Source organism: Dokdonella sp. (assembly GCF_019634815.1).
Lineage (GTDB): Bacteria > Pseudomonadota > Gammaproteobacteria > Xanthomonadales > Rhodanobacteraceae > Dokdonella_A.
Genome location: NZ_JAHCAP010000009.1, coordinates 42794 through 69475, shown reverse-complemented (window position 1 = coordinate 69475; position 26682 = coordinate 42794). Strand labels below are relative to the sequence as shown.

The window sequence follows — 26682 nt, the reverse complement described above, 5'->3', positions numbered from 1 at the left end:
GCCCGCGCGCTGCGCCGCGTGGTGGGCTGCAGTGACCTTCGACACGGGCTGGCACGCGCCCGGACCGCTACGCTCCACCACTTCATTGGCAGACTGCGGCTTTCCATGTCCCCGATACTCCGCTGTGCGTTGAGCGCAGCAACGCTGCTGGTGTCCGGCACCGCGCTTGCCCACACCAACCAGAGCGGCATCGACCCGCGCAATTTCGACAGCAACACCGGCGCCTGCAGCGATTTCTTCCAGCACGCCAATGGCGGCTGGCTCGCCGCCAATCCGATCCCCGCGCAATACAGTCAATGGAGTCTCGACGACGAACTGCGCGAGCGCAATCTCGAGCTGCTGCGCGGGATTCTCGAAGACGCCGCAAAAAACCCTGGCGCAAGCGGCAGCACGACACAGAAGATCGGTGATTTCTACGCCAGCGCGATCGATGAGCCGGCGATCGAAGCGGCCGGATATTCGCCCATCAAGGCCGAATTGGCGCGCATCGACGCAATCAAGACGGGCGCCGAGGTCGCTGCGCTGGTGCGCGACTGGCACACACAGGGCCTGCCCGTGCTGTTCCGTCTGGAAGTCGAGTCGGACATGAAGAACCCCGACCTCGTGATCGCTTACGCGATGCAGGGCGGACTGGGTCTGCCCGACCGCGACTACTACCTGCGCAAGGATGCCAAGGCGACGACCCTGCTCGGCCAATACCGCGCCCACGTCGCACGCATGCTCGGTCTGATCGGCGTCGGCGATCCGGCCCGGCAGGCCGAATGGGTCGTCGATCTGGAAACGCAGCTGGCCAAGGCCTCGCTTGACCTTGTCGCCCTGCGCGAGCCGCTCAATCTCTACCACATGGTCGATGTACACGCGGCCGACACGCAGAATCCGCATCTTGACTGGAGCGCACTCTTTGCCGCGCTCGGCCGCAAGGACATCAACCGCTTTTCGCTGTCGCAACCCGCGTTCTTCGCCGCTGCCGACAACGCGCTCGCCAAGGTGCCGGTGACGCACTGGCAAGCCTACCTGCGCTGGCACCTGGTCGATGCCGTCGCCAACGATCTGAGCACTGCCTTCGTCAATGCCAACTTCGATTTCCGTGGCCGTACCCTGCGCGGCGTGCAGGAGCTCAAGCCGCGCTGGAAGCGTGCAATCGACGCCACCAACCGCGCGCTCGGTTTCGCGCTCGGCGAGGCGTACGTACAACGTCGTTTCCCGCCGCAGGCCAAGCAGCGGGCGGTGGTGCTGGTCGAGAATCTGCAGACCGCATTGCGCGCACGCCTGCAAAAACTCGACTGGATGAGCGATGCGACCAGACAGGCCGCACTTGCCAAACTCGCCACCTTCACACCCAAGATCGGCTATCCCGACAAGTGGCGCGACTATTCGGCGCTCACCATCAAGCGCGAAAGCTATTTCGACAACGTGCACGCCGCCAATGCATTCGAGAAGCGGCGCCAGATTGCGCGCATCGGCAAGCCGCTGGACCGCAGCGAATGGATGATGCTGCCGCAGACCGTCAACGCCTATTACAACCCGCTGCAGAACGAGGTGGTGTTCCCTGCGGCGCAAATGCAGCCGCCCTACTTCGATGCCAACGCCGACGATGCCGTCAACTACGGCGCAATCGGTGCCGTGATCGGCCACGAGCTGCTGCATGGCTTCGACGATCAAGGCAGCCGCTTCGACGCCAAGGGCAACCTGAGCGACTGGTGGACCGCCGATGACCGCAAGCGCTTCGAGGCGCGCACTGCCAGGCTGGTCAAGCAGTTCGACGCCTATGTGCCGATCGATGAGCTGCACATCAACGGCAAGCTCACGCTGGGCGAGAACATCGCCGATCTCGGCGGCCTGTTGGTGGCCTGGGATGCCTTCGGGCTCACTGCGCAGGCCAAGGGCAGCGAGAAGATCGATGGCCTGAGCCCGGCGCAGCGCTTCTTCCTGTCCTTCGCGCAGAGCTGGCGCACCCAGCAGCGGCCCGAGGCGCTGCGCCTGCAGGTACAGTCCAACGAACATGCTCCGGCCAAGTACCGCGTCAACGGCCCGGTCAGCAACCTGCCGCAATTTTCCACTGCCTTCGGCTGCCGCAACGGCCAGCCGATGGCCCGTCCCGCGAATGTACGCGTGGACATCTGGTGATTCACTCCGCATTTCACTGAAGGCAAAACAGAGGAACGCCCATGTATCCGATTTCCGCCAAGCACCTCGCGCTGGCCATCTGTGCCGCACTTTCAACCAGCGCCATGGCTGCTTCATTCGACGTCAGCGATCTCGATGCCAGGATCAGCCCCTGCGCCGACTTCAACGGCTTCGTCAATGCCAAATGGGTCGCCGCCAATCCGATTCCGGCTGATCGCACGCGCTGGGGCGCGTTTGATGCACTGCGCGAGCAGAGTCTCAACACCCAGCACGAGATCGTCGAGGCCGCCGCGCGCAATGCCGACAAGGCTGCGGCCGGCTCGATCGAGCAGAAGATCGGCTGGTTCTACCACGCCGGCATGGACGAAGCGGCAATCGAAAAGGCCGGCCTCACGCCGCTCAAGCCCGAGCTCGATCGCATTGCCGCGCTCAAGACGCCGCAGGACATCGCCCGCTACATCACCGACAGTCATGCCCGCGGCGAAGGCGGCATGTTCATGTTCGGTGCCGGCGCCGACTTCAAGAATTCCAAGGTGCAGATTGCGTTTGCGATGCAGGGTGGCCTGGCGCTGCCAACCAGCGAGTACTACAGCAAGCCCGAGTACAAGGAAGTGCGCAACGCTTATCTGGCGCATGTAGCCAAGATCCTGCAACTGGGCGGCGCAAACGCGGCTGACGCCAAGCGCGATGCCGATCGCGTGCTCGCATTCGAGACGCGACTTGCCAGTGCCTCGCTGACACCGGTCGAGTGGCGCAAGCCGGAAAACCAGTACCACTTCGTCAGCCTCGCCGACGCCGACAAGGCTTCGCCGAACTTCTCGTGGAGCAAGTTCTTTGCGGCCCAGCACGCCGATATCCAGGGCGGCTTCTCGCTGTCGCAGCCGAAGTTCTTCGCCGAGTTCGACAAGATGCTCGTCGACGTGCCGGTCAGCCACTGGCAGGCCTATTTCCGCGCCCATGCGATCGACGGTGCCGCGCCTTACCTGTCCAAGGCCTTTGCCGACGAATCCTTCGCGTTCTACAAGAGCAAGCTCAACGGCCAGAAGGAGCAGGAACCACGCTGGAAGCGCGTGCTCGGCGCCACCAACGAGACGATGGGCATGGCGCTGGGCGAGCTCTACGTGGCCAAGGCGTTCCCGCCCGAGTCCAAGGCGCGCGCATTGGAACTGGTCAACAACGTCGTGGCCGCACTCAAGACGCGCATCGAGGGCCTGGATTGGATGAGCGCGGAAACCAAGAAGAAGGCGCTGGAGAAATGGGCGAGCTTCCTGCCCAAGATCGGCTATCCCGACAAGTGGCGTGACTGGTCCGGCCTGCAGCTCAAGCCCGATGACTATTTCGGCAACATCCTTGCGGCGGCGCGCTTCAATCACGACTGGGACGTGGCCAAGATCGGCAAGCCGACCGATCGCCTCGAATGGGGCATGACACCACAGACCGTCAACGCCTACTACAACCCGACCGACAACACGATCAATTTCCCGGCGGCCATCCTGCAAGCACCGTTCTTCGACGCCAAGGCCGACGATGCACTCAACTACGGCGGCATCGGCGCGGTGATCGGTCACGAGGCGACCCACGGCTTCGATGACGAAGGCAGCCAGTTCGACGCGCAGGGCAACAATGTCAACTGGTGGAGCAAGGATGACCGCGCCAAGTTCGACGCGCGTACCGACAAGCTGGTCAAACAGTTCAATGCGTATGAAGCGCTGCCGGGCAAGCACGTCAACGGCCAGCTCACGCTGGGCGAGAACATCGCCGACCTCGGTGGCCTCAACGTGGCCTGGGATGCGTTCCAGAAGGTTCTCAAGACCCATCCGCAGGAAAACCACAAGATCGATGGCTACACGCCAGACCAGCGCTTCTTCCTCAACTGGGCACGCGTGTGGCGTGGCTCGGTGCGTCCCGAACGCGCGCAGGTCATGCTCAATGCCGACCCGCATGCACCCACGCAGTTCCGCGCGATCGCCGCACCTTCGAACATGCCGCAGTTCGCAAGCACCTTTGCCTGCAAGCCCGGTGATGCGATGGTGCGCGGCGGCGATGCGCAAGTGAAGATCTGGTGACGTGAGCCGCGGCGCCCATCCACACGGCTGGGCGCCGCCGGTTTGATTCAATCGTGTTTCCCGCAATGAGGTTTGCCATGTTCCGATTCCGCCCGCTATGCCTGTCTCTCGCTTCCTCGCTTGCGCTGGGTGCGCACGCGCTGGCCGCGCCGGTGTTCGATATCGCCGACCTCGACAAGAACGTTTCTGCCTGCGCCGACTTCAACGCCTACGCCAATGGCAAGTGGATCGCCGCCAACCCGATCCCGCCCGATCGCACCCGCTGGGGTGCGTTCGATGCGCTGCGCGAGCACAGCCTCGCCGCGCAGCACGCGATCGTCGAGCAGGCTGCCAAGGATGCCGATCAGGCGACGGCCGGCTCGATCGAACAGAAGATCGGCTGGCTCTACCGTTCGGGCATGAATGAGGCCGCCATCGACAAGGCGGGCCTGAAGCCGATCCAGGGCGACCTCGACGCCATCGCCAGGCTCAAGACCAGCGCCGATCTCACGCGCTGGCTCGGCCAGGCTTTCGCGCGCGGTGACGGCGTGGGATTTCGTTTCGGACCCGGCGCCGACTTCAAGGATGCGCGTCGCCAGATCGCCTTCGCCAGTCAAGGCGGCCTCGGTCTGCCCACACCCGATTACTACAGCAAGGACGAACACAAGGCCCTGCGCGAGGCCTACGCCGCCCATCTGGGCAAACTGTTCGAACTCAGTGGCGACAAGCCGGACAAGGCGCAGCAGCGCGCGCGCAATGTGTTGGCATTCGAAACGCGCCTGGCCAAGGCCTCGCTGTCGCGCGTGGAATTGCGCGATCCCAGGAATCAGTTCCACTTCGTGAGCTTTGCCGAAGCTGCCAAGCTCACACCCCATTTCGACTGGGTGGCCTTCTTCAAGGCACTTGAGCTTGTGCCGGGCGACGGCTTTTCGCTGTCGCAACCCGGGTTCTTCACCGAATTCGACCGCATGCTCGCCGAAGTGCCGATCGCACAATGGCGCGACTATCTCAGCGCACACACCCTGGATGATGCTGCGCCGTGGTTGTCCAAACCGTTCCAGCAGGCGAGCTTCGAATTCCACGACAAGACGCTCAATGGCCAGCCCGAACAGCGCGCGCGCTGGAAGCGCGTACTCGATGCCGTCAATGGCAGCATGGGCATGGCGCTCGGCGAGCTCTACGTCAAACAGCATTTCCCGCCCGCTGCCAAGCAGCGTGCGCAGCAACTGGTCGACAACGTCAACAACGCGATGCGCGCGCGACTGGAAAAGCTCGACTGGATGAGCCAGGCCACCCGTGAAAAGGCACTGCAGAAGTGGGCGACCTTCCTGCCCAAGATCGGCTATCCCGACAAGTGGCGGCAATGGGACGGCCTCAAGATCGTTGGCGACGACTTCGCTGCCAACCTGCGTGCCGCGGCCGCGTTCAATTACCGCTATGCGCTCGACAAGATTGGCAAGCCCACCGATCGTTACGAGTGGTTCATGACACCGCAGACGGTGAACGCCTACTACAGCGCCGCCACCAACACGATCAATTTCCCGGCGGCGATCCTGCAACCGCCGTTCTTCTATGCCGATGGTGATGACGCCATCAACTACGGCGGCATCGGCGCGGTGATCGGCCATGAGTCCGGCCACGGTTTCGACGACAAGGGCAGTCAATTCGACGGCGCGGGCAACAATGCGAATTGGTGGAGCAAGGAGGATCGCGATCGCTTCGACGAGCGTACCGCCAAGCTGGTGGCCCAGTTCGACGCCTACGTGCCACTCGCCGACCATCCCGACCAGCACGTCAACGGCAAGCTCACCCTCGGCGAGAACATCGGCGATCTCGGCGGCCTGAGTTTCGCCTTCGACGCGCTGGAGAAAGCCAGCGCGGGCAAGCCCGATCCAATGATCGATGGCCTCAGCCGCGAGCAGCGCTTCTTTCTCAACTGGGCGCGCGTCTGGCGCGGCAACATCCGCGAAAAGGCCCAACTCGTCCTGCTCAACACCGATCCGCACGCGCCGGCAAGGTTTCGCGCGATTGGCGCGCCATCGAACATGCCCGCGTTCGCCAAGGCTTTCGACTGCAAGCCAGGTGATGCGATGGTGCGCGATGCCAAGGCACAGGTGAAGATCTGGTAGCGGCAGGCCGGCGCTTACCCCATCCTGCGACGGCGTCCTCGTGACGCCGTCGCTGTATTCGCAGCGCACATGACGTTACCCTCGCACGGGCCCGGCGCTCGCACGCCCGTCCTGGAGAGCTGCGATGACACTTCGAATCCCCTTTGCCCTGACCGCGTTTTTTTGCGGCTTTGCCATTGCCCACGCCACCGTTCCGGTCTATGGGCAAGTCGAGCTGCAGGCGCGCAGCAACTTGATCGTCAACGACAACGGCTTCAACGTCCCGCCGGGCACGTCCTTCAACAGCATTTCGGCCAATCTGAACGATGCTGGCATGGTCAGTTTCACCGCTGGCGTGGTGCCGATCGCCGGCGGCCAGGGACAGGTTGGTGCCGGCATCTGGTTCGGCGGTCATGGCGCGGGGCAGTTCGTCGCCGTGCATGCCCCCGCCAGCGCCGATCCGGAGGCGACGATGATCATCTCCGATCGACCCGGGATCAATTTGCACGGCTGGCTCGGCTACTACACCAGTGACGATGGTGCGCCTTATGTGTTGCGGCGCTACAACCCGCTCACCGGCGCCTCGGCGCCCGTCAGCGTGTCACCGCTGACGCCAACTTCATTTGCCAATCCGAACATCGGCTCCGACCGCAGCATCGGCTTCAAGGGCAACTTTGGCTCCGGTTACGGCATCGCGCTGGCCGGAGTCAATCCCGGCGCGCTTTATGCCTCCGACAGCAATGTCGATGCCGGCAGTCCCTATGCCTACATTTACTCACCGGCATCCAACGACGCCCAGCGCATCGCGGTCAAGGTCAGCACGACCGACTACAGCCACAATGAGATCCGCCTGTTTCGTGGCCCGGGTGCGAGCGACCTCGTGGTTGCCGATCAGGCCACCGACAGCGCTTCGCCATTCACGAAGTTCGACAACGGACTCGCTCTCAACGAGCGCCATGCAATTGCCGTGGTGGCAACGCTTTCCGCCGGCAACGCGCGTGCGGTGTATCGCTTCACTCCCGGCCCGGGCGGCTATGTTGCGCAAGAGATTGCCCGTGTCGACAGCAGCGGCCTGGTCCGCGTGATCGACGCTTTCGCGCCGGCCATCAATGACGATGGCCTGGTCGTCTTTCGCGGTGAAGATGCCAACGGCCAAGCCATTTTTGCCGGTGACGGCAACAGCCTGGTGCGCGTGATCGGCAAGGGCGACGTGGTCGGCACCGACCTGGGCAGCGCCCAGCTCGGCCAGCATGACGCCAGCCCGGTGTTCAGTGGCGCACCCGCGGTCAACAACTTCGGCGACATTGCCTTCGTTGCCGGCGTGCATCCCCAGGGCGACAACCAGACCGAGTGGGGCAGCGGCGTTTTCGTCGACTACGCGGTCCGCCCGGATGCGGTCGTCGATTTCATTTTCCGCAACGGCTTCGATGACGCGAGCCTGCTCGAATACGTGCGCGACGACGGCGACGGCGACACCAATCAAGGCCCGCCGAGCGCCTTCGATCCGGACATGCTGTGGGGCAACTACTTCCTGGTGCAGGCCGGCGGCGAAGTGATCACGCAGATCCAGGCCGCGTTCGGCCCGACCTTCCCTTCGCTGGCGCATGGCCCGGTCACGTTCTGGCTGCTCGAGGACAGCGATGGCGATGGGGATCCGCGCAACGCGCACGCCATCGTTCAGCTGCGTGCGGTCCCCGACGTATCGGGCGATGCGTTTTTCACGCTGGCGATCCCGCCGACCCATGTCAGCGGCGCGTTCTTCGTCGGCGCCAGCGCCAAGCTCATGGGGGGCCAGGACAAACCGGCACGCGCCGATACCACGAGCTCCGGCAACGACTCCTGGTTCTGTTATGCGCCCGACATTGCCAGCGTGATCGACGATCTCGCCAGCGCGCCATTTTGTTCACGCAATATCGCACCGAACGTGCCTTTGCCGGGCGCCTTCATGCTGCGCGCAAGTGGCGCGTCTGCTCCCTGAACCACACCTCAGGCACGCCCAAGCAAGCCGCGGTTTTCCTTTGCGAATCCGCGGCAACGGCGGATAATCGCGTCCCGTTTCGTCACGATCTGGTTGCATGGCCTTCATTCCCGGACAACGCTGGATCTCCAACGCCGAACCAGAATTGGGATTAGGCACCGTGGTGCGAATCGAAGGCCGCACGGTACAGGTGTTGTTTGCCACCGCCGGGATGCTGCGCCATTACGCGATGCATGCGGCGCCGCTGTCGCGCGCGCAGTTCCGCATCGGCCAGAAGGTCAGCGGGCAGAAGCAGGTTTTCGCCATCGAGCGCATCAGCGAGAACGAAGGCCTTTTCACTTATCACGGCCGCGACCGCGCCCTGCCCGAGGCCGAACTCGACGACACGCAGCCCTTGTCGCGCGCTGATGAGCGCTTGCTTTCGGCACGCGTCGATGCACCCCATCGCTTCGACTTCCGCGCACAGGCACTTGCGCGCCGCGCCGCGGCAATGCGCTCGCCGGCGTGGGGACTGGCCAGCGCGCGCATCGATCTGATCGAACACCAGCTGCGGGTCGCCGAGATCGTCGCCCAACGCCGACCGCCGCGCGCCCTGCTCGCCGACGAGGTGGGTCTGGGCAAGACCATCGAGGCCGGCATGATCCTCGCGCGTCAGCTTGCCAGTGGCCGCGCCACGCGCGTGCTGGTGCTCACGCCCGCAAGCCTTGCCGCGCAATGGTTCATCGAACTCTTGCGCCGCTTCAATCTGTCGTTTGCGCTGTTTGACGAGGAGCGCTGCGAAGCGATCGAAATCGGTGACGACACGCGCAATCCGTTCGAAGACGAACAGACAATCATCGCGGAAATCGGCTGGCTCGCGGGCAACCCCCGCCGCGCCGCCCAGGTGCTGGCTGCGGGCTGGGATCTGGTGGTCGTCGACGAGGCGCATCATCTGGAATGGACAGCCGAAATCGCCGGGCCCTCGTACACCCTGGTCGAGCATCTCGCGCGCACGACTCCGGGCTTGGTCCTGCTCACCGCCACCCCGCAGCAGTTGGGTCGCAGCGGCCACTTCGCCCGCCTGCGCCTGCTCGACCCCGCGCGCTACACGGATCTGGATGCCTTCATCAGCCAAAGCGACGACTACGCGCACTTGTCGCAGATCAGCGAGCGCCTGCTCGAGGCGCAGCCGCTGCAGATCGGACAGCGTGATTTTCTCGCCGCGCGTTTCGCCGGCGACGACGAACTTTGCGACCTGCTCGAGCATTACGAGGACGACCGCGCCCGCCATGCGCCCCTGTTGATTGACGCCTTGATCGATCGCCATGGCACCGGCCGCGTGATGTTCCGCAATCGACGCGCCCAGATCGGTGGATTTCCGCGCCGTATCGCACACATCGATGTACTCGATGCCAGCGACCTCGAGGCGGCGCAGCGCGAGTCCCTGCTCGCCGAGTTTCATGCCGATGGACAGCCGCAGCCGCCCCAAACCGAGATCGACTACACCAATGACCCGCGCCTGCCGTGGCTGCTTGCCCTGCTCGATCGCCATGTCGGCGACAAGTTCCTGCTGATCTGCCGCACTCAGGCCAAGGTGACCGCACTCGAGGATGCGTTGCGCACACGCAGCGGCGCGCGTGTCGCACGCTTCCACGAAAGCATGGGACTCGTGCAGCGCGACCGCAACGCCGCGTTCTTCGCCGATCCGGATGGCGCGCGCTTGCTGCTGTGTTCCGAAATCGGCTCGGAGGGGCGCAATTTCCAGTTCGCCCATCGTCTGATCCTGTGGGATCTGCCGCACGATCCCGACTTGCTCGAACAACGCATCGGGCGGCTAGACCGCATCGGCCAGCGCCACGATATCCGGATTCACGCCGCTGCATTTGCCGGCTCCGCGCAACATGCCTTGCTGCGCTGGTACGAAGAAGGGCTCGATGCCCTGCGCACGAGTCCGGCCGACGGCCGCGAAATCCTGCGCCAGTTCGGCGCGCGCCTGCTGACTGTTGCCCAGGCACACGCGCGCGGCGGCGAAGCGAACGACGCCGAACTCGATTCCTTGATCACCGACACCGCCGCCGCACACGCCGAGCTCTCCGAACTCGTGCAGCGCGGCCGTGACCGCCTGCTTGAGCTGGCCAGCCAGCGTCAGGTGCCGGACATCGCACTCGCGCAGGCCCTGCGCGAGCAGGATGCGGACGTCGGCGCCGATGCCTTCGTGCTTGAGCTGTTCGAGCAGTTTGGCATCAGCCACGAGGAAACCTCGGAGCGCAGTGTCGTGCTCGATCCGGAATACCTCAGCACCGACGGACTGCCCGGATTCACCCAGGGGCCGCAGGCAGTGACCTTCGAGCGCAGCCTTGCACTGTCGCGCGAGGACATGCCCCTGTTGCGGCTCGATCACCCGCTCGTGCATGGCGCCCTCGACTTGCTGCTCGAAAGCGAACTCGGCAATGCCGCGATTCTTGTCGACCAGGCTTTACCGCCGCGCAGCGCCGTGCTCGAGTGCGTGTTCGTGCTCGATTGCGTGGCCGAACGCGGACTGGACGTGGGTCGATTCCTGCCGCCGCTGCCGATCCGCGTCGCCGTTGACACACGCCTGAGCGTGCGCGCGGAGCATTGCGCCGACGCCGCCAGTTTGGCGCGCGCCCGCGAGCAACCACTGGACACTGCACGTTTTCGCCCCCTGCTGGCCAAGCTGGTGCCGCCGATGCTGGCCGCCTGCGAAACCGAAGCGCGACGCATGGCTGCCAGCGAAGTCGGCAACGCCTTGGCCGAACTCGAACGTGAACTTGGCGCACAGCGCGCGCGCCTCGTCGCCCTCGCCCGAATCAATCCCGCGGTGCGTGCGGAAGAAATCGAATCACTCGATCACGAACTCCAGGCCTTGCGTGATGCGCTCGCGGGCGCGGCACCGCGCCTGGACGCGATCCGCTTCAGCAGCAGCGCCGATATCGCCACGCGTTGATCCGCGTCCCTCCCGCTTTGCGGAATCGGCTGTCGACGCAACGTCACGTCTGGCTCACCGAGTCGGTGCGACTCCATCGCACCGGCAGCGCCTTGCGGATGAGCGATCTCGCGCGGCACCGCAACACGACTCCGCCTTGGTCAGACGTGCGCCAACCTTGACCCACGTCAAGGTTGCGTTTTGGTCGCAGGCGTAAAAAGCTCTTCGCCTGTCATGAGCCGTGGTTGGCCTGCGTACGATGACAAGGCGCATGATCCATCACCCGCTGCATGCCTGCCTCCGGGGAGAGCCCAATGACTGAATCTTCTGCCGCCGTTTTCGAACCTGGTGCCGGCGACCCCCGCTTTTGGCGGGATGGCGCCATTGCCACCACGGTTTTCATGTTGCTGGTGCTGCTGCTGTTGACTGTCGACAGCCTCAGGGTGCTCACCGAAGGTGGCGGCGGCAATGTGCCCGCCTATACGGTGATCAACCAGAAGATCACCTACGAGTTTGACGCCGCGTCAAACATGGACAAGCCGGTAATCGGCGAGGAAGAACTGCTGTTCGGGCATCGCTACAGCGAAGCCGAAGCCAAGGCGATCATGGACAAGGGCAAGCTGGTGATCCAGAGCCGTTCCTGCATCAACTGCCACGCCTTCTTCGGCAACGGTGCCTATTACGCACCCGATCTCACCAAGGCGTGGCTCGATCCGACATGGGAAAAGATGTGGATGCCGATGACCCAGGCCAAGACCAAGGAGGAGGCGATGGTGCAATTCCTCATGCACCCCGACCGCTATCCGACCTGGGCACGCCAGATGCCCAACCTCAACCTGAGCGAGGAGGAGGCACGCGCCGTCACGGCGTATCTGAAGTGGATTTCTTCGGTCCAGACCAACGGCTTCCCGGCCGGCTTCGGCCGCCGTGAAGTGGCTCGATAGGGGAGAGGCGGAATGAACCAATCCAAGAAACTCGGGGTGCAGTATCTGACTGCCTCGATCGTGATGATGGGGGCGCTGCTGCTGTTCGGACTGCTCGCATCGATCTTCTACCTCAAGTACGGCTTCCTGCTTGGCAAACTCGATTTCAATATCGTCAAGCAGGTCCACATCAACGCCCTGATCATCGCCTGCCTGTGGGGTTTCATGGGTGCGATCTACTGGTTTCTACCCGATGAACTGGGCATAGAAACCGTCGGCATCGGCTTGGCCAGATTGCTGTTCTGGGTGTTCGTCGCAGCCGTGGCCGTGGTCGTCCTGGTGTTTATCTTTGTCCAATACGGATCGAGCGACGAATCCGGCATGTGGCTGGTAAACCAGGGTCGCAAGTACGTGGAAGCGCCACGCTGGGCCGCGATCGGCATCGTCGCGGTGTTCTTCACGCTCGCCTACAACATCTTTGCCAGTGTCGCCAAGGCGCGCAAGGTGACCGGCATCATGGGCGTGCTGATGACGACGATGGTTCCGCTGATCGCCGTCTACCTGATTGCGTTCCCGGCACCGACCAACATGTCGGTCGATCTGTACTGGTGGTGGTGGCTGGTCCACATGTGGGTCGAGGCAACCTGGGAACTGATCATCGGCTGCATCCTCGCGCTCGCCCTGATGAAGCTGCTGGGCACCTCGCGCAAGGTGGTCGAGATCTGGCTGTATCTGGAGGTTGCGCTCGTGCTCGGCACCGGCATCCTGGGCCTTGGCCACCACTATTTCTGGATCGGCACGCCACAGTACTGGTTGAGCATCGGCGGCATATTCTCGGCACTCGAGCCGCTGCCCCTGCTCGGCATGGTCGTGCACGCGATCTACGACGCTGGCAAGCACCAGATGAAGACGCACAACAAGCCGGCGTTCCTGTGGTTGATCGCCGAGGCCTTCGGCAATTTCATCGGCGCCGGAATCTGGGGCTTCATGATGACCCTGCCGCAGATCAATCTGTATTCGCACGGTACCCAGTGGACCGTCTCGCATGGCCACTTCGCGTTTTACGGCGCCTACATCACCGGGATCATCGCGGTCGCCTACATGGTGGCGCAGGAATCACGTGGCATCCGCGAAGTCCGGGGCAATGCCTGGAAATGGGCCTTTGCCGGCCTCAACATCGGCATGGTCGGCATGGTCGGTGCCCTGCTGGTTTCGGGCATGTCCGAGGCTTTCATCGGCCGCGCACTTGGCGGATCCACCCTCGATGGTTTCATGGCCTCGCAGTCCAACAGCTGGTTCATGCAGGGCATGATCGCGCGCACCGGCTTTGGCGTAATCATCGTCGCCAGCTACTTCATCCTGGCTTGGGATCTGGCCACCTTGGGCCGGCGCCGCGAAAAGCCGAGTCCTGCGCTGGCCACGTCATGAACCCGTCCTGGCTCCTTCCCACTGCGGCACTGCTGGGCATCTATGTGCTTTGCGCTGGCTGCTACGGCATGGTCTATGCCTTGGGAAGGCTGCGTGAAAGCCGCAGGCTGATGCACGCGGCGCATGCGTTTTACGCAGTGCAGGGACTGACCACTCTCCTGCTGGTGGCGCTGACGCCACTGGCATGGGGGTGGAAGGCGTTCCTGCTGGCCAGCTTCCTCGTCTATGCCGTCATTCCGCCGCTCACCTGGCGGCAACTCGAACGCACACACGCCCTGGAGCACGAATCATGATTCCCGGCATCCTCAATACACTGCTCTCGTTCGCACTCGTCTACCTCTCGATCCTCGATCTGCCGATGCTCAAGCAGAATCCCTGGACCATCGTGGTGGCCGGCGTCCTCATCATCGCGCTTGCGATTTGGTCGCGTGCCGGCGATCTGCTCAAATGGTTTACCACGGTCACCATCCTGCTCGGCGCGATGCTGGTCGCGTTTGGCATCTGGAACCTGACCTCTCCGTTCGCGGACCTGTTCGTGTTCTGGTTCGTGTTCTGGACTGGCATCCTGGTGGGAGTGCTGGCATTGTGGAGCGCGTTGTATCGACCGCGCCCACGGACGGCAAGCGCCTGATTCTTTTCATCCATCGCAACAGGAGTCGCAAATGAAACTTCCGGTCACGCTGTCGGCGGCGCTCTTGCTTGGTGCCATCGCCCTGCCGCTCGCCGCATCGGCAGCCGACAGCGCTGAAACCCTGATCAAGTCCAACGGCTGCACCGCCTGCCATTCGACGGACACCAAGCTGGTTGGACCTTCCTACAAGGACGTCGCCGCCAAGTACAAGGGCGACAAGGAAGCCGAAACCAAGATGATCGCCAAGGTCAAGGCCGGCGGCTCGGGCGTCTGGGGACCGGTGCCGATGCCGCCCCACCCCACGATCAGCGATGCGGACCTCAAGACGATGGTCGACTGGGTGCTCGCGCTCAAGTAAACCACTTGCCAGACCCGCAATCGCCCGCGGCGCACCAGACGCCGCGGGCGATCCACGAGACTCGCCCCGCCTGGTGATCGTGGCACCACGAGCAGCGCCCGCTACCCGCAATCAGCGCTCGCCGCCTTGCATCTGCGCATCCGGCCCGGGATCGAAACGTCCTGCGAGCAGTTTGCCCATCAGCAGCACAAACAGTGCGGCACCGATGACGAGCAACCAATAGCCGAGCCGCTGCTGGTCATTGAGCAGATAGTTGCTGCACAGCCGCTGCGGCGAAACCTGATACAGCCAGCCAAGCCGGAAACAGGTGGCGATCGTCTCGGCAAGAAACACGCCGCGCAGGACCAAGCTCGCGCGCCGCCACGACAAGGCCAGCGGCATGCCGATCAGCAAGGGGATCGTGGCGAATTTCGCCCCCGCAATCCAGGCATCATCGACGGCGGCATCGAGTGCGCGCGGCAGCATCCACACCAGCGAAGTCATCGATGCGAGCAGCAGGCCGTTGATGCCCCAGCGATCGCGGCGCGCAAACCATTCACCTGCCGACGCCGGCAGCGCCGACGCCATCCACGCGCCGACGGCCGCAAGCAATGGAAGCTGCACCAGCATCTGCGCGGTCATCGAGCTTTCGAGCCAGGCGCGTGCCGGCGGACTGACCAGCACCAGAACAGCCATCACGCAAGCAGCAATCGTGGGCAGGCGCAGCCTCATTGCGCAAGCATTTCCTGCAGCGCGGCCGCCACCACATCGGGGCGACCCGAGTCGAATATCCGCACGAGACGTCCCTGCGGGTCGACCAGTGCAATCGACGCATTGTGGATATAGCCCCCCGTGCCGTCGGCAATCACGCGAATGCCGAATACGCGGGTCGCCAGGTTCAAGCTCGCGCCATCCAAAGGTCGTGCAGCGATCCATCCGTGACCACGATCCCCGAATCGATGCTGATAGGCAGCCAGTTGCGCGGGGTCGTCATTCACGGGGTCAAAGCTGATGCTCAGCAGCCGCAATCGATCCTGCGCGATCGGCGCAGCCAGAAGATCCTGCAGTTGCGCGAATTCGCCACCGAGCACCGAACACCAGGCCTGGCAGCGCGTGTAAACGAAATCCACGAGCAGCCAGTGGCCGCGCAGATCCTGCAGCGTGAAATGCCCGCCACTGGCAGACTGCAGGGGAAAGTCGGGTACCGGCACGGCATGTTCGCGCACAGCGAGCCGCCTTGCCGATTCGGTGGTGAAAGCACGAAATCCGTCGGTCGCGGCAGCCAGGGTCGCGCCACCTGCAATCACGATCAGCAGGCTAAGCAGCAGCGTGCGCAGCGTGTCCACTGTCCGGCCCCCGCAGCAGGCCGATCGTGATCCGCGTCGCGAAATAGATCATCGCCAGCAGCACCAGAATCGCGCCAACCGCGCCCACCTGATCGGTGAAAATCCATTCGGGCAGGTGCGAAGACATGCGCCGGGCGACACTGAGGTGGCCTGCTGCAAGGAACGCCAGCGTGAAGATCAGTCCGCCGAGCAGATAGATCGGCAGGCCGAGCCGGTCTGCAGCCGAGTTCGATACCTGATTCCGCCTGCTGCCGATCACGTGATACATCAGCGCGAGCGCCATCGGCAGCACGCCCAGCAGCAGATAGAAATGGAAATGCCCCGGCACCCATTGGGTGTTGTGCATCACCCGGTTGATGCTGATGGTGCCGTCGAGGATTGCCGGCACAATGCCCGCCGCCCAGCCGAACAACGACAAGATCATCAGGCGCGAGGGCATGCTCCAGCGCATGCCCGACCGATGGATATTGGCCAACGCGCCCCATACGGTGACGAGAAACACCGGGAAGCCCGCACTGTAGGAGATGATCTGCCCGGTGATCGACACCCAGCGCGGCTGCGCATAGTCCATCAACAGGTGGTGCGGGAACACGATGATCACGAACAGCGTGCTCGCCGCCCACGACCACAGGAACGGACGCGAAATCGCGTAAGGCCTTCCGGAGTAGCGCGCAAGCAGTTCGTAAACCGCGATCACGCCCATGTAGATCGTGGCATTGATGTACATGTGACCGAACCAGTAGGTGAGGTTCTTCGCCACCAGCGGGTCGAGCTTGAATTCCGGATAGACGATGCCGACCAGGTACATCACCAGGATGACCGCTCCGGCAATGATGCCCAGCGAATTGGCGATGATCACCATCGTGCTGGCGACCACTGCCTTCGGGTGCTCGGGGTCGATGCGGCCGCCGAACAGCCATTGCAGGCCAAGGCTGCGGCCGAGGTTGCCGTATTTGCGAACCAGGCCGGCCGTTGCGTCGAGATAGAACAACAACATGCCGACGCCAATCAGCAAATAGCCGATCATGAACCACGCAGCCGAGGCATCGGGCCACATGCCCATCGAATGAGTCGGCAAGGGATAGAGAAAGGTCCACAAGCCGCCATAACGACCGACGAAGATCGCAGCGATGATGCACAACGCACCGAGCAGGAACAACACGTAGTTGGCCACAAAGGCCCACAGGTGCAAGGTCACGTACTTGCGCAGGAAAAACCACATGACCGCCGTGGTGACCATGCCCATCGTGCCGACCATGCCCGCGCCATGCATTGACAGCAAGCGATAGAAAAGATCAGGCGCCACTTCGAGCCACGTACCTTGCGCCATGCGCATGATCACGCCGAGCAGCATCATCAACACGAACAGCACGACGGCGCTGATCATGTAGAGGTTGAAGGCGACGCGTTCGCCAGCAGAAAGTCGCTCGGACTCCGGATACATCGTCAGCGCAGCCATCTCAACCTCCCGCTGCCTTGGCAACCTCGAACGAGGTCACCATCGGCGCATGCCCCAGACCGCAATATTCAAGGCACATCACCTTGTAGGTGCCCGGCTTGGTGAAGGTGTAGAGGATCTTGTTGGTGTAATCGGGCATCGCCTGGGTCTGGATCACGATGCGGCCGTCAGGATCGTAAATCGCGAATCCGTGGTTCACGTCGGCACTGGTGACGCGAAACTCGACCGGCGAGCCGGAGGCAAGCTGCAGCGTACTTCCTGACTGCTGACCTTGCATGCTCATCTGCCACGACCACTGCCGGCCCAGCACATCGACCACCTGCGAGGCTTGCAGGCTGGTGTCCTGACGCGGGATCGGAAAGCGATGCAGGGTCGCCCAACTGGCGCCCACGAAGATCAGCAGCAACAGCCCGAACAGGCCCTTGCGCAAACTCGCGATTCGCGCCTGTGTGCGGGACCCCGCCGCAGGATCCACAGCCTTGCCGGCGTTGACGATGACGTAAACAAAAACCAGGGCAACAAGCCCCATCCCCGTCATCGCGATTGCCCAAATGATGTCCTGGAAAGGCATGGCGCCTCCCTGATCAAGTCGAGCTGGATGCGTTCTTCTACTCTCGTCGCGCGCGCAGTGTCAATCTGCGCTGCCACGCAGCCGCGCGAACTCCTGCGTGATGGGAATTGTTCCGCCCGACATCACGGTGCTGAAGAACGGCCCCCTGCCCGGCCTATGCTGCCCTGGATTTCTGCATCAGGATCGCCAGCATGGCCGCGAGTGTGTCGCGCATTTCACGGCGATCGACGATGACATCGACCGCACCGTGGTCAAGCAGGAATTCGGACCGCTGGAAGCCTTCCGGCAAGGTCTCGCGCACGGTCTGCTCGATCACGCGCGGTCCGGCAAATCCGATCAAGGCCCTGGGCTCGGCCACATTGAGATCACCGAGCATGCCCAGACTCGCCGACACGCCACCCGTGGTTGGATGGGTGAGGACCGAGATGAACGGCACGCCTGCATCACGCATGCGCGCGAGGGCCGCCGAGGTCTTGGCCATCTGCATCAGGGAAAACAGCCCTTCCTGCATGCGTGCACCGCCCGTAGCCGAAAAACAGACCAGCGGCATGCGCTCGGCCAGCGCAAGTTCCGCACAGCGCGTGAACTTTTCACCAACCACCGAACCCATCGAGCCGCCCATGAACGAGAATTCGAATGCGCAGGCCACGCTCGACAGGCTTTTCAGCGTGCCGCGCATCGATACCAAGGCATCTTTCTCGCCGGTCTGCTTCTGTGCCGCGACAAGACGATCCTTGTACTTTTTCGAATCGCGGAACTTGAGCGGATCAGTGGCTTCGAGCCCGGCGAAGAGCTCCTTGCCACTGTCCGGATCGAACAACGCCTGCAGCCTCGCGCGCGCATGAATCGCATGGTGATGGCCGCATTTCGGACAGACCATCAATGCTGCTTCGAGTTCGGGTTTGTACAGTACGGCGCCGCAGCCATCGCACTTTTCCCACAGTCCCTCGGGAACCTTGCCCTTGTTCGAGGCGGTACTGCGTGAACGTGGACCGACGAGCTTCTGCAACCAATTCATGTCTGATTCGCACCTGTGGCAATTTGAGCACGCGCCTTGCACATCCATCCGGACCTGCCGGACAACGCCGGAGCCGGAATACGCGAATCGATCACCTGCGGGACCGACTCGCCAGCGAACGGTTCTGGCCGAAAGACAGGGCCGTCCAATACCTCGCGCGTCCTACCGCGACGCGCCGCGGGCCGCATCCAGCGCCGCACGAATCGGCGCGAGAAACGCTTGCGCCTCCGCGCAGAGCTCCGCCTCATCCCTGGCACTGGACAGCCGCTCGACCAGCGCACTGCCGATCACGACCGCATCGGCAAAATTTCCGATCACCTGCGCCTGGGCTGCGTCGCGGATGCCGAAGCCGACCGCAACAGGCAGTTTCGCCTGCTGCCGCGCCTGCGCCACGCCGGCCTCGACCGACTCCAGACTGATCCGGTCCGCGCCGGTGATGCCGGCAAAGGACACGTAGTATAGAAAACCCGCGGCCGCGCTGCAGACTTGCGCCATGCGCTGCGCAGTGGTCGTGGGCGCGGCAAGCAGGATCTGCTGCAAGCCCGCGCTGCGCAGCGGTGCCGACGCCGCCGCCTCCTCGATCGGACAATCGACCAGCAGCACCCCATCGACGCCGGCTTCGACCGCCAGCTCGGCGAAACGTGCCGCGCCCATGATCTCGACTGGGTTCATGTAGCCCATGAGCACGATCGGTGTAACCACGTCGTGCTGACGGAACTCATGTACCCAACCGAGGATTCTGGTGAGGCCCACACCCCGGGCCAGTGCGCGCTCGCTGGCGTGCTGGATCACCGGACCGTCTGCCATCGGATCGGAAAACGGCACGCCCAGCTCGATGAGGTCTGCGCCAGCCACAACCAGCGCATGCATCAAAGCCACGGTCGAATCCGGCAAGGGATCGCCCGCAGTGATGAACGGAATCAACCCGGTACGATCGCTGGCCGCGAGTTCGGCAAAACGCTGGTCGATGCGGCTCACAGCGTGATCCTCTCGCGCGCGGCAATCGTGTGCACATCCTTGTCGCCACGGCCTGACAGATTGCACAACACCAAACGGTCCCTGGGCAGTTCCTGCGCGAGCTTGATCGCCTGCGCCACCGCGTGGCTGGATTCGAGTGCAGCGAGGATGCCTTCGGACCGTGCAAGTCGATGGAACGCGGCAAGTGCTTCCTCGTCTGTGACGCCGACGTAGCTCGCGCGACCGGCATCCTTGAGAAATGCATGCTCCGGGCCGACGCCCGGATAGTCGAGCCCTGCCGAGACCGAATGCGTCTCGGTGATTTGCCCGTCGTCGTCGCACAGCACATAGGTGCGATTGCCGTGCAACACACCCGGCCGACCTGCCGAGAGCGATGCGGCGTGACGACCCGTGGCGATGCCATCCCCTGCCGCCTCGGCACCGACGATTCGCACCTGCGCATCGTTGAGAAAGGCATGAAACAAGCCGATCGCATTCGAGCCGCCGCCCACGCAGGCGGTGATCACGTCGGGCAAGCGTCCGTAGTGTTCGAGCATCTGCGCACGCGCCTCACGCCCGACCACTGCATTGAAATCGCGCACCATGCGCGGATACGGGCTGGGCCCGGCGACTGTGCCGATGATGTAGAAGGTGTCGGCAATGTTGGTCACCCAGTCGCGCATCGCTTCATTGAGCGCATCCTTGAGCGTTTGCGAACCCGAGGTGACCGGCACGACCTGGGCGCCAAGCAACTTCATGCGATAGACATTGATTTTCTGTCGCTCGATGTCGGTCGCCCCCATGTACACCACGCAATCGAGACCAAAGCGCGCGCACACCGTGGCCGTGGCCACGCCATGCTGACCCGCGCCGGTCTCGGCGATGATGCGGCGCTTGCCCATCGCCCGCGCGACCAGCGCCTGGCCGATCGTGTTGTTGATCTTGTGCGCACCGGTGTGGTTGAGATCCTCGCGCTTGAGCAGGATTTGAGCGCCTCCCACCTCATGGGACAGCCGCTGCGCGTGATAGATCGGCGAGGGCCGGCCGACATAGAACTTGAGATCGCGCTCGTACTCGGCGATGAACTCCGGATCCACGCGCAGTCGATCGTAGGCCGCCGTGAGCTCGGCCAGCGGCACCGCCAGGGTTTCCGCGACGAAGGAACCGCCGTAGGCGCCGAAGTGCCCGTTGGCGTCTGGGAACGCGGCAAAATCCACCGCCTCGCCCGGAATCTTGAAACTGATGGAAGGTGACATCGCAAACTCCCCGAACTTCATCGACGCGCCCGCATGTGACAGGCGGAAAAGCCCGTCTGACCGGCACGACCGCACCGTCAGCAGGCATACGACGACAGAGCAGCGAAACTATCGAACCGCAGCAGCGGGGACACGCCGCCAGCGACGCAGAGAGCGGCCGAAGGGTGCAGGCGGAATGTGGCGGGTGCGGTGATTCATCCGGTGAACTATAGCGCAGCCGGGCCACACCCTGCGCAGCGCGGACATCATGATCCCGCGGCGCGCACCGCAGCGACGAAGGCGCGCATGCGCTGGGGATCCTTGATGCCCGGTTCCGATTCGATGCCGCTGGAGACATCGACGGCATACGGTTGCGCCTGCGTGATCGCGGCAGCGACATTGCCTGCATCGAGCCCGCCGGCCAGCACGAGCGGGCGATCCAGGTTGCGTGGCACGCGCGTCCAGTCGAAGGCGGCACCGGTGCCGCCCACCGCTCCGACCGCGTGACTGTCGAGCAGGAAGCCGGCGGCGCGCGGGTGCGCGCGCGCATATGCGGGCACATCATCGACCGAGGCCATCGGAACCGCCTTGAGGTAGGGGTAATCGAGGCGCTCGGCGAACGCGGCATCCTCGCTGCCATGGAATTGCAGGAGATCCGGCCGCACCACCTGGATCACCTGCTCGACCCATTCCGGATCATCATCCATCAGCAGCGCCACCGCGCTCACGAAGGGCGGCAACAGCGCGCGCAGCACGCGCGCGCTGGACGGCTCGACGAATCGCCGGCTCTTGCGCGTGAGCACCAGCCCAATTGCATCGACACCGAGTTCGAGCGCGCACCGCACATCCTCGCCGCGGGTAATGCCGCAGAACTTGATCCGGGTACGGCTCATCCGCTCACCTGCCCCGGAAGCTTCCAGTTTGCGGGATAGCGCGGTCCGACAAAGCTCAAACCGGACGCGGGCGCAGTCGGCCCGGCACGATCGCGGTCGCGGCCCAGGAGCAGCTCGGCCATCCAATCCACCGGTCGTTCACCACGCCCGATCATCAGCAGCGATCCAACCAGATTGCGCACCATGTGATGCAGAAAGGCATTTGCCTCGACTTCGATGACGACTTCGTCACCGCTGCGGCAGACATGGATGCGATGGACATTGCGCATCGGAGTGCGGGACTGGCATTGCGAGGTGCGAAACGCGCTGAAGTCATTTTCACCGAGCACGGCCTGAGCCGCCTCGTGCATGCGTGCGGCGTCCAGAGGCAGCCGCTCCCAGGCCACGAAGCGGGCGTCGAGCGCGGCGCGGATCGGCCGATTGAGCAGCACGTAGCGATAGCGACGGGCCGTGGCGCAAAAGCGTGCATGGAAAGATTGATCGACCGCGCGCGCCCACAGCACGGCAACATCAGGCGGCAAGCGCGAGGTCGCGCCGAGCGCCCAGGATCGTTCGCTGCGCGCCGCATCACTGTCGAAGTGCACGACCTGGCAGCGTGCATGTACGCCGGCATCGGTACGCCCGGCACAGGTCACCTCGACGGGATGGTCAGCGACGAATGCCAGCGCTGCCTCGATTTCTCCCTGCACGGTTCGCCCATGCGTGAGGCGCTGCCAACCGAGGAAGCCAGTGCCTTCGTATTCGATGCCCAGGGCAATGCGCATTGCAGGCGGAATCCGGGTTCGGAATCGGCAATCGTAGGACAAGGACGCGTGTTGCGAACAAGCGCGACGAGGGCCGGAAACGAAACGGGAACCGCGAGGCGTTGCAGCCGCGCGATTCCCGCATGTAGGACTGGCCCGCTCAGCGCAGGTCAGCGATCAAGCGCTGGGCCTCGCCCCGCTGCGCGTCGTTGCCCTCGGCGAGCACTTCCTCGAGCATCGATCGCGCGCCATCGGGATCGCCCATGTCCATGTAGGCCTTGGCCAGATCCAGCTTGGTACCGACCGCATCTTCATTGGAAAAGAAGTCATCCGCAGGTACGGGCGCGGGTTCGGACACATGCGCCATTGCCGGCTGCTCGGGTTCAGGGTGGCTAGCCACGGGGATGTCCTCCAGCGGGGGAATCGCGTCGAAACCGAAGCCATGATCAGCCAGATCCCGCGGCGCCGCTGCCTCGGGGGCGTGCGCGGGTGGCATGCCGAAACCGAAATCAGGGCGTCCCGCGTCGGGAACAAAACTGTCGTCGCGCGACGCCGGTGCATCCTGGTCGACAAACGATGCATCGTCGTACGCGAAATGCTGGGCATTTCCAGCCTGGTCATCGTGCGCTGAACTTGCGTCAGGCGCAGACGACGCCCACAGCGGATGATGGGGCGCAAGTTCCTCTCCCATCGCCTGCACTTCCTGCCATTCGCTCTGCTGCGGATCGGCGACGTATTCGTGCATCCGCTCGGCGCCCTCCTCGAAGCGTTCGACGTTGCGTTCGGCGTAGTAGATGCTCAGGAGTTCGAGGTGCGCGCCGAGATTGCCTGGATCGGCAGCGATCTGGCCTTGCAGATGCGCAATCTCCGATTCCATCACGTTGCCGCTGCCGCCGTGGGCATACGAATCGCCGAAGGAATCGGCGATCGACGGCGCCGCCGCAGCCGAGGTCTTCTTCGCCGCAGGCTTGCGCTTGCGCAGGCCGAGGAAACCCAGCAGCAACACCAGCACGCCACCGCCGATTGCCGCCGGCATGACCCAGTCTGCCTCATACCAAGCGTGTTGCGTGGCCGCCTTGGGCGCCGATGCTGCGGGCTTGGCCGGCGCCGGTGTCGCGGGCTTGGGCGTTGTCGTTGCCGCGGGCTTGGCCGTCGTCGGCGCGGCAGCGGGTGTCGTTGCCGTCGCTGCGGCCGGCGCTGTCGTGGTGGACGTCGTTCCGGTATCCGCGAGCGGGCTTGTGGTGGCCTTGCCGGGCACGACATCGCCGGGTGCAGGCGCAGCCGGCATGGTCGATGCGGTGGCCGCCTTGCCATCTGCGGGCGCGGCGGGCGCAGTCGGCTTGTTGGCGTCGACAATGGCCGGCGCAGGTGGCGTGGCCGCAGACGACTTGGCATCGACAACCGGAGTCGCCGGATGGCTTTCAGCTGTCGCCTTGGGGGCGCTGTCGGCATTCGCCTTGGCGGAATCGCCCCAGATGTCCTTCTTGTCGATCGGAGCGCTCGCCGGTGCCGCTTCCGCCACGGGCTTGGCTGCGCCGGGCGTCGGCTTTGCCGCCTGCAGTTCCTTGAGCTTCTTCTGCAGGTCGGCGATTTCGGAATCCTTGAGCGAAATCAGACGATCGTTCTTGGCCTTGAGATCCTCGAGGTCCTTGACGCGTGACTTGAGGTCACTCGCCGCCTGTTCGCTGGTTGCCAGCGCCTCCTTGGTGCGCGCAAGCTCGCGGGCCGACTCGGCGCTTGCGGCATTCCTGCCACTGCCGTTGCTGCTGCCGCTGGCAGGCGAGCCAGCCACGGCGCCGCTGTCCTTTCCGGTGCCGGCCTTCGGCGGAACCAGCTCAAGCTGGTCGCGCGGGCCTGACGATGCCGCGGGCTTGGGACTTGCGGATGCGACCGGCTTGGAAGCCTTGGGCGCCGGCGCCGTCGCAGCGGTGTCGGCGGCGACGCGCGGCGTGGATGCCGTCATGCCGCGCCAATCCTCGATCTGGGCATGCACTTGGCGTGCAGCCTCGCTGGCCGCACCGATCGCCTTGATTTCGTCTTCGCTCGGCGCGCGCAGGATCACGCCGCGTTTGAGGGCGTTGATGTTGTCGCGATAGAAGGCATCCGGATTGTGCTTGAGCAGGGCCAACATCATCTGGTTGAGGTCAGCGTCGCCACCGCGCATCTTGGCGGCAACCGACGACAGTGTTTCACCCGCCTGGGTGGGACCGTAGTCACCCGCGGCCATCGCGCGCGCAGGTGCAGGCGCAGCGGCAGCCGGCCGGTGAGGCGCAGCCACTGGCGCCGCAGCGGCGGGTTTGCTGCTCGATGTGCTCGGTTTGGCTGGCTTCGGCATTGCCGGCGCAGCGGCAACGGCCTTGGGCGTCGGCGCGGCGACGGGCGCCGTCATCGGCGGATCCAGCAGAACCGTGTACTCGCGCAGCATGCGACCTTTCGGCCAGTTTGCCTCGACGAGGAAGTCGAGGTAGGTCGAGCGCACGGGCTCGGTGCTCGTCACGCGGATCACGACCTGACCCTTGGCGTCCTTGGCGACCGAAAACTCGAGCGGAACGCCCAGATGGCTGCGGCTTATGCCCAGGCGCTCAAAATCTTCCTGATCGGCAAGGCTGACGAGCAAGCCTTCGGCCTCGCCCGCGCTCCCCTGTATCACCGGGATTTCCGCCTGCAGCGGTTGATTGAGCTTGGACATGACCCGCACCGGGCCAAGCCCGAGCGCAATCGCGTTGGTTCCGGCCAGCGCAAGCGTGATCGCCAGCGACAGTTGCAACGGTCGTTTCATCTGAACGTGCTCCCCACAGCGTGGATGACCCGTTTGGTCGGGTTTCTCGAAACGGGCTTATAACACATTCGTAACTATCCGTCACAGATGCCTTTTTGCAAAGTGTACGGCGTCACAAATGGTCTCGGATCAGCAACTCCGCGATCTGCACGGCATTGAGCGCGGCCCCTTTGCGAATGTTGTCAGACACGATCCACAGGTCAAGTCCGCGCGGGTGGGAGATGTCTTCACGGATGCGGCCGACGAAAACCTCGTCCTTGCCGGCAGCGTGTGATACCGGCGTCGGATAGCCGCCGGCCTTGCGCTCGTCGACCACGATCACGCCTGGAGCGTTCTGGAGCAGGCTGCGCGCAGTTTCGGCCGTGAGCTTGTCGCGGGTCTCGATGTGCACGGCCTCGGAATGGCCGTAGAACACCGGCACGCGCACCGCCGTCGGATTGACCTGGATCGATTCGTCTTCGAGGATCTTGCGCGTCTCCCACACCATCTTCATTTCTTCCTTGGTGTAGCCATTGTCCTGGAACTCGTCGATCTGCGGAATCAGGTTGAAAGCGATCTGGGCCTGGAATTTGGAGGGTTCGGCCTCCTGAAAGTTGAGCAGCGCCGCGGTCTGCCGTCCCAGTTCATCGGCGCCCGAGCGCCCTGCCCCCGACACCGACTGATAGGTCGCCACGTTGATGCGCTCGATACCAACCGCGCGATGGATCGGTGCCAGCGCGACCAGCATCTGCATCGTCGAACAGTTCGGATTGGCAATGATGCCGTGATCGACGTAGCGCGCGATCGCATGCGGATTGACTTCGCTCACGACCAGCGGAATCTCGTCGCGGTAGCGGAATTCGGAGGTGTTGTCGATCACCACGGCGCCTGCCGCCGCTGCGCGTGGCACGTGTTCACGCGAAACACTGCCACCGGCTGAGAAAAACGCGATGTCGATGCCGTTGAAGTCGAAGTCGGCGAGGTTCTTCACCACTACTTCGCGGCCAGCGAAGCTCACCGTGCCACCGGCCGAACGCGCGCTCGCCAAGGGCACCAGCTCGCCAACCGGAAAGCCGCGCTGCTCCAGAATGGACAGCAGGGTCTCACCGACCGCCCCGGTCGCCCCGGCCATTGCCACGTTGTACTTCTTGTGCGCGTTCATCGCTTCGCTCTCTTTGTGTTTTGCGTGGGACGCGGGAGGA

The 26682-nt window shown here is 63.9% G+C and carries 21 protein-coding genes; 10 read left to right on the top strand and 11 right to left on the bottom strand.

Annotated features, from left to right (window positions below; translation table 11 throughout):
- Positions 1–105: 105 nt before the first annotated feature.
- From KF759_RS06620 to KF759_RS06575, 10 genes are all read left to right on the top strand, one after another.
- Positions 106–2127 (top strand): M13 family metallopeptidase, encoded by a 2022-nt coding sequence (locus tag KF759_RS06620; protein ID WP_291223806.1) that lies wholly within the window; start codon positions 106–108, stop codon positions 2125–2127.
- Positions 2128–2168: 41 nt separating this feature from the next.
- Positions 2169–4193, top strand: coding sequence for a M13 family metallopeptidase (locus KF759_RS06615; protein WP_291223804.1), 2025 nt, complete (start codon positions 2169–2171; stop codon positions 4191–4193).
- A gap of 77 nt (positions 4194–4270) precedes the next feature.
- Positions 4271–6301 carry a M13-type metalloendopeptidase gene (locus KF759_RS06610; protein ID WP_291223802.1) on the top strand — a complete coding sequence of 677 codons (2031 nt, stop codon included), beginning with the start codon at positions 4271–4273 and terminating at the stop codon, positions 6299–6301.
- Between the two features lie 124 nt (positions 6302–6425).
- Positions 6426–8258 carry a hypothetical protein gene (locus KF759_RS06605; protein WP_291223800.1) on the top strand — a complete coding sequence of 611 codons (1833 nt, stop codon included), beginning with the start codon at positions 6426–6428 and terminating at the stop codon, positions 8256–8258.
- A gap of 97 nt (positions 8259–8355) precedes the next feature.
- Entirely contained in the window at positions 8356–11202 is a 2847-nt protein-coding gene (gene rapA, locus KF759_RS06600) for an RNA polymerase-associated protein RapA (protein WP_291223798.1), read from the top strand.
- 293 nt (positions 11203–11495) lie between these two features.
- Positions 11496–12125: a cytochrome c gene (locus KF759_RS06595; RefSeq protein ID WP_291223797.1), complete on the top strand. Its 630-nt coding sequence runs from the start codon at positions 11496–11498 to the stop codon at positions 12123–12125.
- A 12-nt stretch (positions 12126–12137) separates the two neighbouring features.
- Entirely contained in the window at positions 12138–13532 is a 1395-nt protein-coding gene (locus tag KF759_RS06590; protein WP_291223795.1) for a cbb3-type cytochrome c oxidase subunit I, read from the top strand.
- Positions 13529–13825 carry a hypothetical protein gene (locus KF759_RS06585; protein ID WP_291223793.1) on the top strand — a complete coding sequence of 99 codons (297 nt, stop codon included), beginning with the start codon at positions 13529–13531 and terminating at the stop codon, positions 13823–13825. Before KF759_RS06590 ends, KF759_RS06585 begins: the two co-directional genes overlap by 4 nt.
- Positions 13822–14163 carry a hypothetical protein gene (locus KF759_RS06580; protein ID WP_291223791.1) on the top strand — a complete coding sequence of 114 codons (342 nt, stop codon included), beginning with the start codon at positions 13822–13824 and terminating at the stop codon, positions 14161–14163. Before KF759_RS06585 ends, KF759_RS06580 begins: the two co-directional genes overlap by 4 nt.
- Positions 14164–14194: 31 nt before the next feature.
- Complete coding sequence (locus KF759_RS06575) at positions 14195–14521, top strand: c-type cytochrome (RefSeq protein ID WP_291223789.1); 327 nt, start codon at positions 14195–14197, stop codon at positions 14519–14521.
- 111 nt (positions 14522–14632) lie between these two features.
- Here the strand turns inward: KF759_RS06575 and KF759_RS06570 are convergent, their stop codons facing one another.
- From KF759_RS06570 to KF759_RS06520, 11 genes are all read right to left on the bottom strand, one after another.
- Positions 14633–15196 (bottom strand): hypothetical protein, encoded by a 564-nt coding sequence (locus tag KF759_RS06570; RefSeq protein WP_291223788.1) that lies wholly within the window; start codon positions 15194–15196, stop codon positions 14633–14635.
- A 32-nt stretch (positions 15197–15228) separates the two neighbouring features.
- Positions 15229–15846 (bottom strand): SCO family protein, encoded by a 618-nt coding sequence (locus KF759_RS06565; RefSeq protein WP_291223787.1) that lies wholly within the window; start codon positions 15844–15846, stop codon positions 15229–15231.
- Positions 15818–17305, bottom strand: a complete 1488-nt coding sequence (locus KF759_RS06560; protein WP_291223786.1) for a cbb3-type cytochrome c oxidase subunit I — start codon at positions 17303–17305, stop codon at positions 15818–15820. The genes KF759_RS06565 and KF759_RS06560 overlap by 29 nt, the downstream gene beginning before the upstream one ends.
- A 1-nt stretch (position 17306) precedes the next feature.
- A complete protein-coding gene (locus KF759_RS06555; protein ID WP_291223785.1) occupies positions 17307–17876 on the bottom strand; it encodes a cytochrome oxidase in 570 nt (189 codons plus the stop codon).
- A 154-nt stretch (positions 17877–18030) separates the two neighbouring features.
- Positions 18031–18894, bottom strand: coding sequence for an acetyl-CoA carboxylase, carboxyltransferase subunit beta (gene accD / locus KF759_RS06550; protein ID WP_291223784.1), 864 nt, complete (start codon positions 18892–18894; stop codon positions 18031–18033).
- Between the two features lie 162 nt (positions 18895–19056).
- The gene (trpA, locus tag KF759_RS06545; protein WP_291223782.1) at positions 19057–19872 is read right to left on the bottom strand and encodes a tryptophan synthase subunit alpha; all 816 of its coding nucleotides are present in this window, start codon (positions 19870–19872) and stop codon (positions 19057–19059) included.
- Positions 19869–21107: a tryptophan synthase subunit beta gene (gene trpB / locus KF759_RS06540; RefSeq protein WP_291223780.1), complete on the bottom strand. Its 1239-nt coding sequence runs from the start codon at positions 21105–21107 to the stop codon at positions 19869–19871. The genes trpA and trpB overlap by 4 nt, the downstream gene beginning before the upstream one ends.
- A gap of 245 nt (positions 21108–21352) precedes the next feature.
- A complete protein-coding gene (locus KF759_RS06535; RefSeq protein ID WP_291223778.1) occupies positions 21353–21979 on the bottom strand; it encodes a phosphoribosylanthranilate isomerase in 627 nt (208 codons plus the stop codon).
- On the bottom strand, positions 21976–22743 hold the full coding sequence (gene truA / locus KF759_RS06530; protein ID WP_291223776.1) for a tRNA pseudouridine(38-40) synthase TruA: 768 nt from the start codon (positions 22741–22743) through the stop codon (positions 21976–21978). Before truA ends, KF759_RS06535 begins: the two co-directional genes overlap by 4 nt.
- A 139-nt stretch (positions 22744–22882) precedes the next feature.
- Positions 22883–25501: a FimV/HubP family polar landmark protein gene (locus tag KF759_RS06525; RefSeq protein WP_291223774.1), complete on the bottom strand. Its 2619-nt coding sequence runs from the start codon at positions 25499–25501 to the stop codon at positions 22883–22885.
- Positions 25502–25613: 112 nt separating this feature from the next.
- Entirely contained in the window at positions 25614–26642 is a 1029-nt protein-coding gene (locus tag KF759_RS06520; RefSeq protein ID WP_291223772.1) for an aspartate-semialdehyde dehydrogenase, read from the bottom strand.
- Positions 26643–26682: the final 40 nt, after the last annotated feature.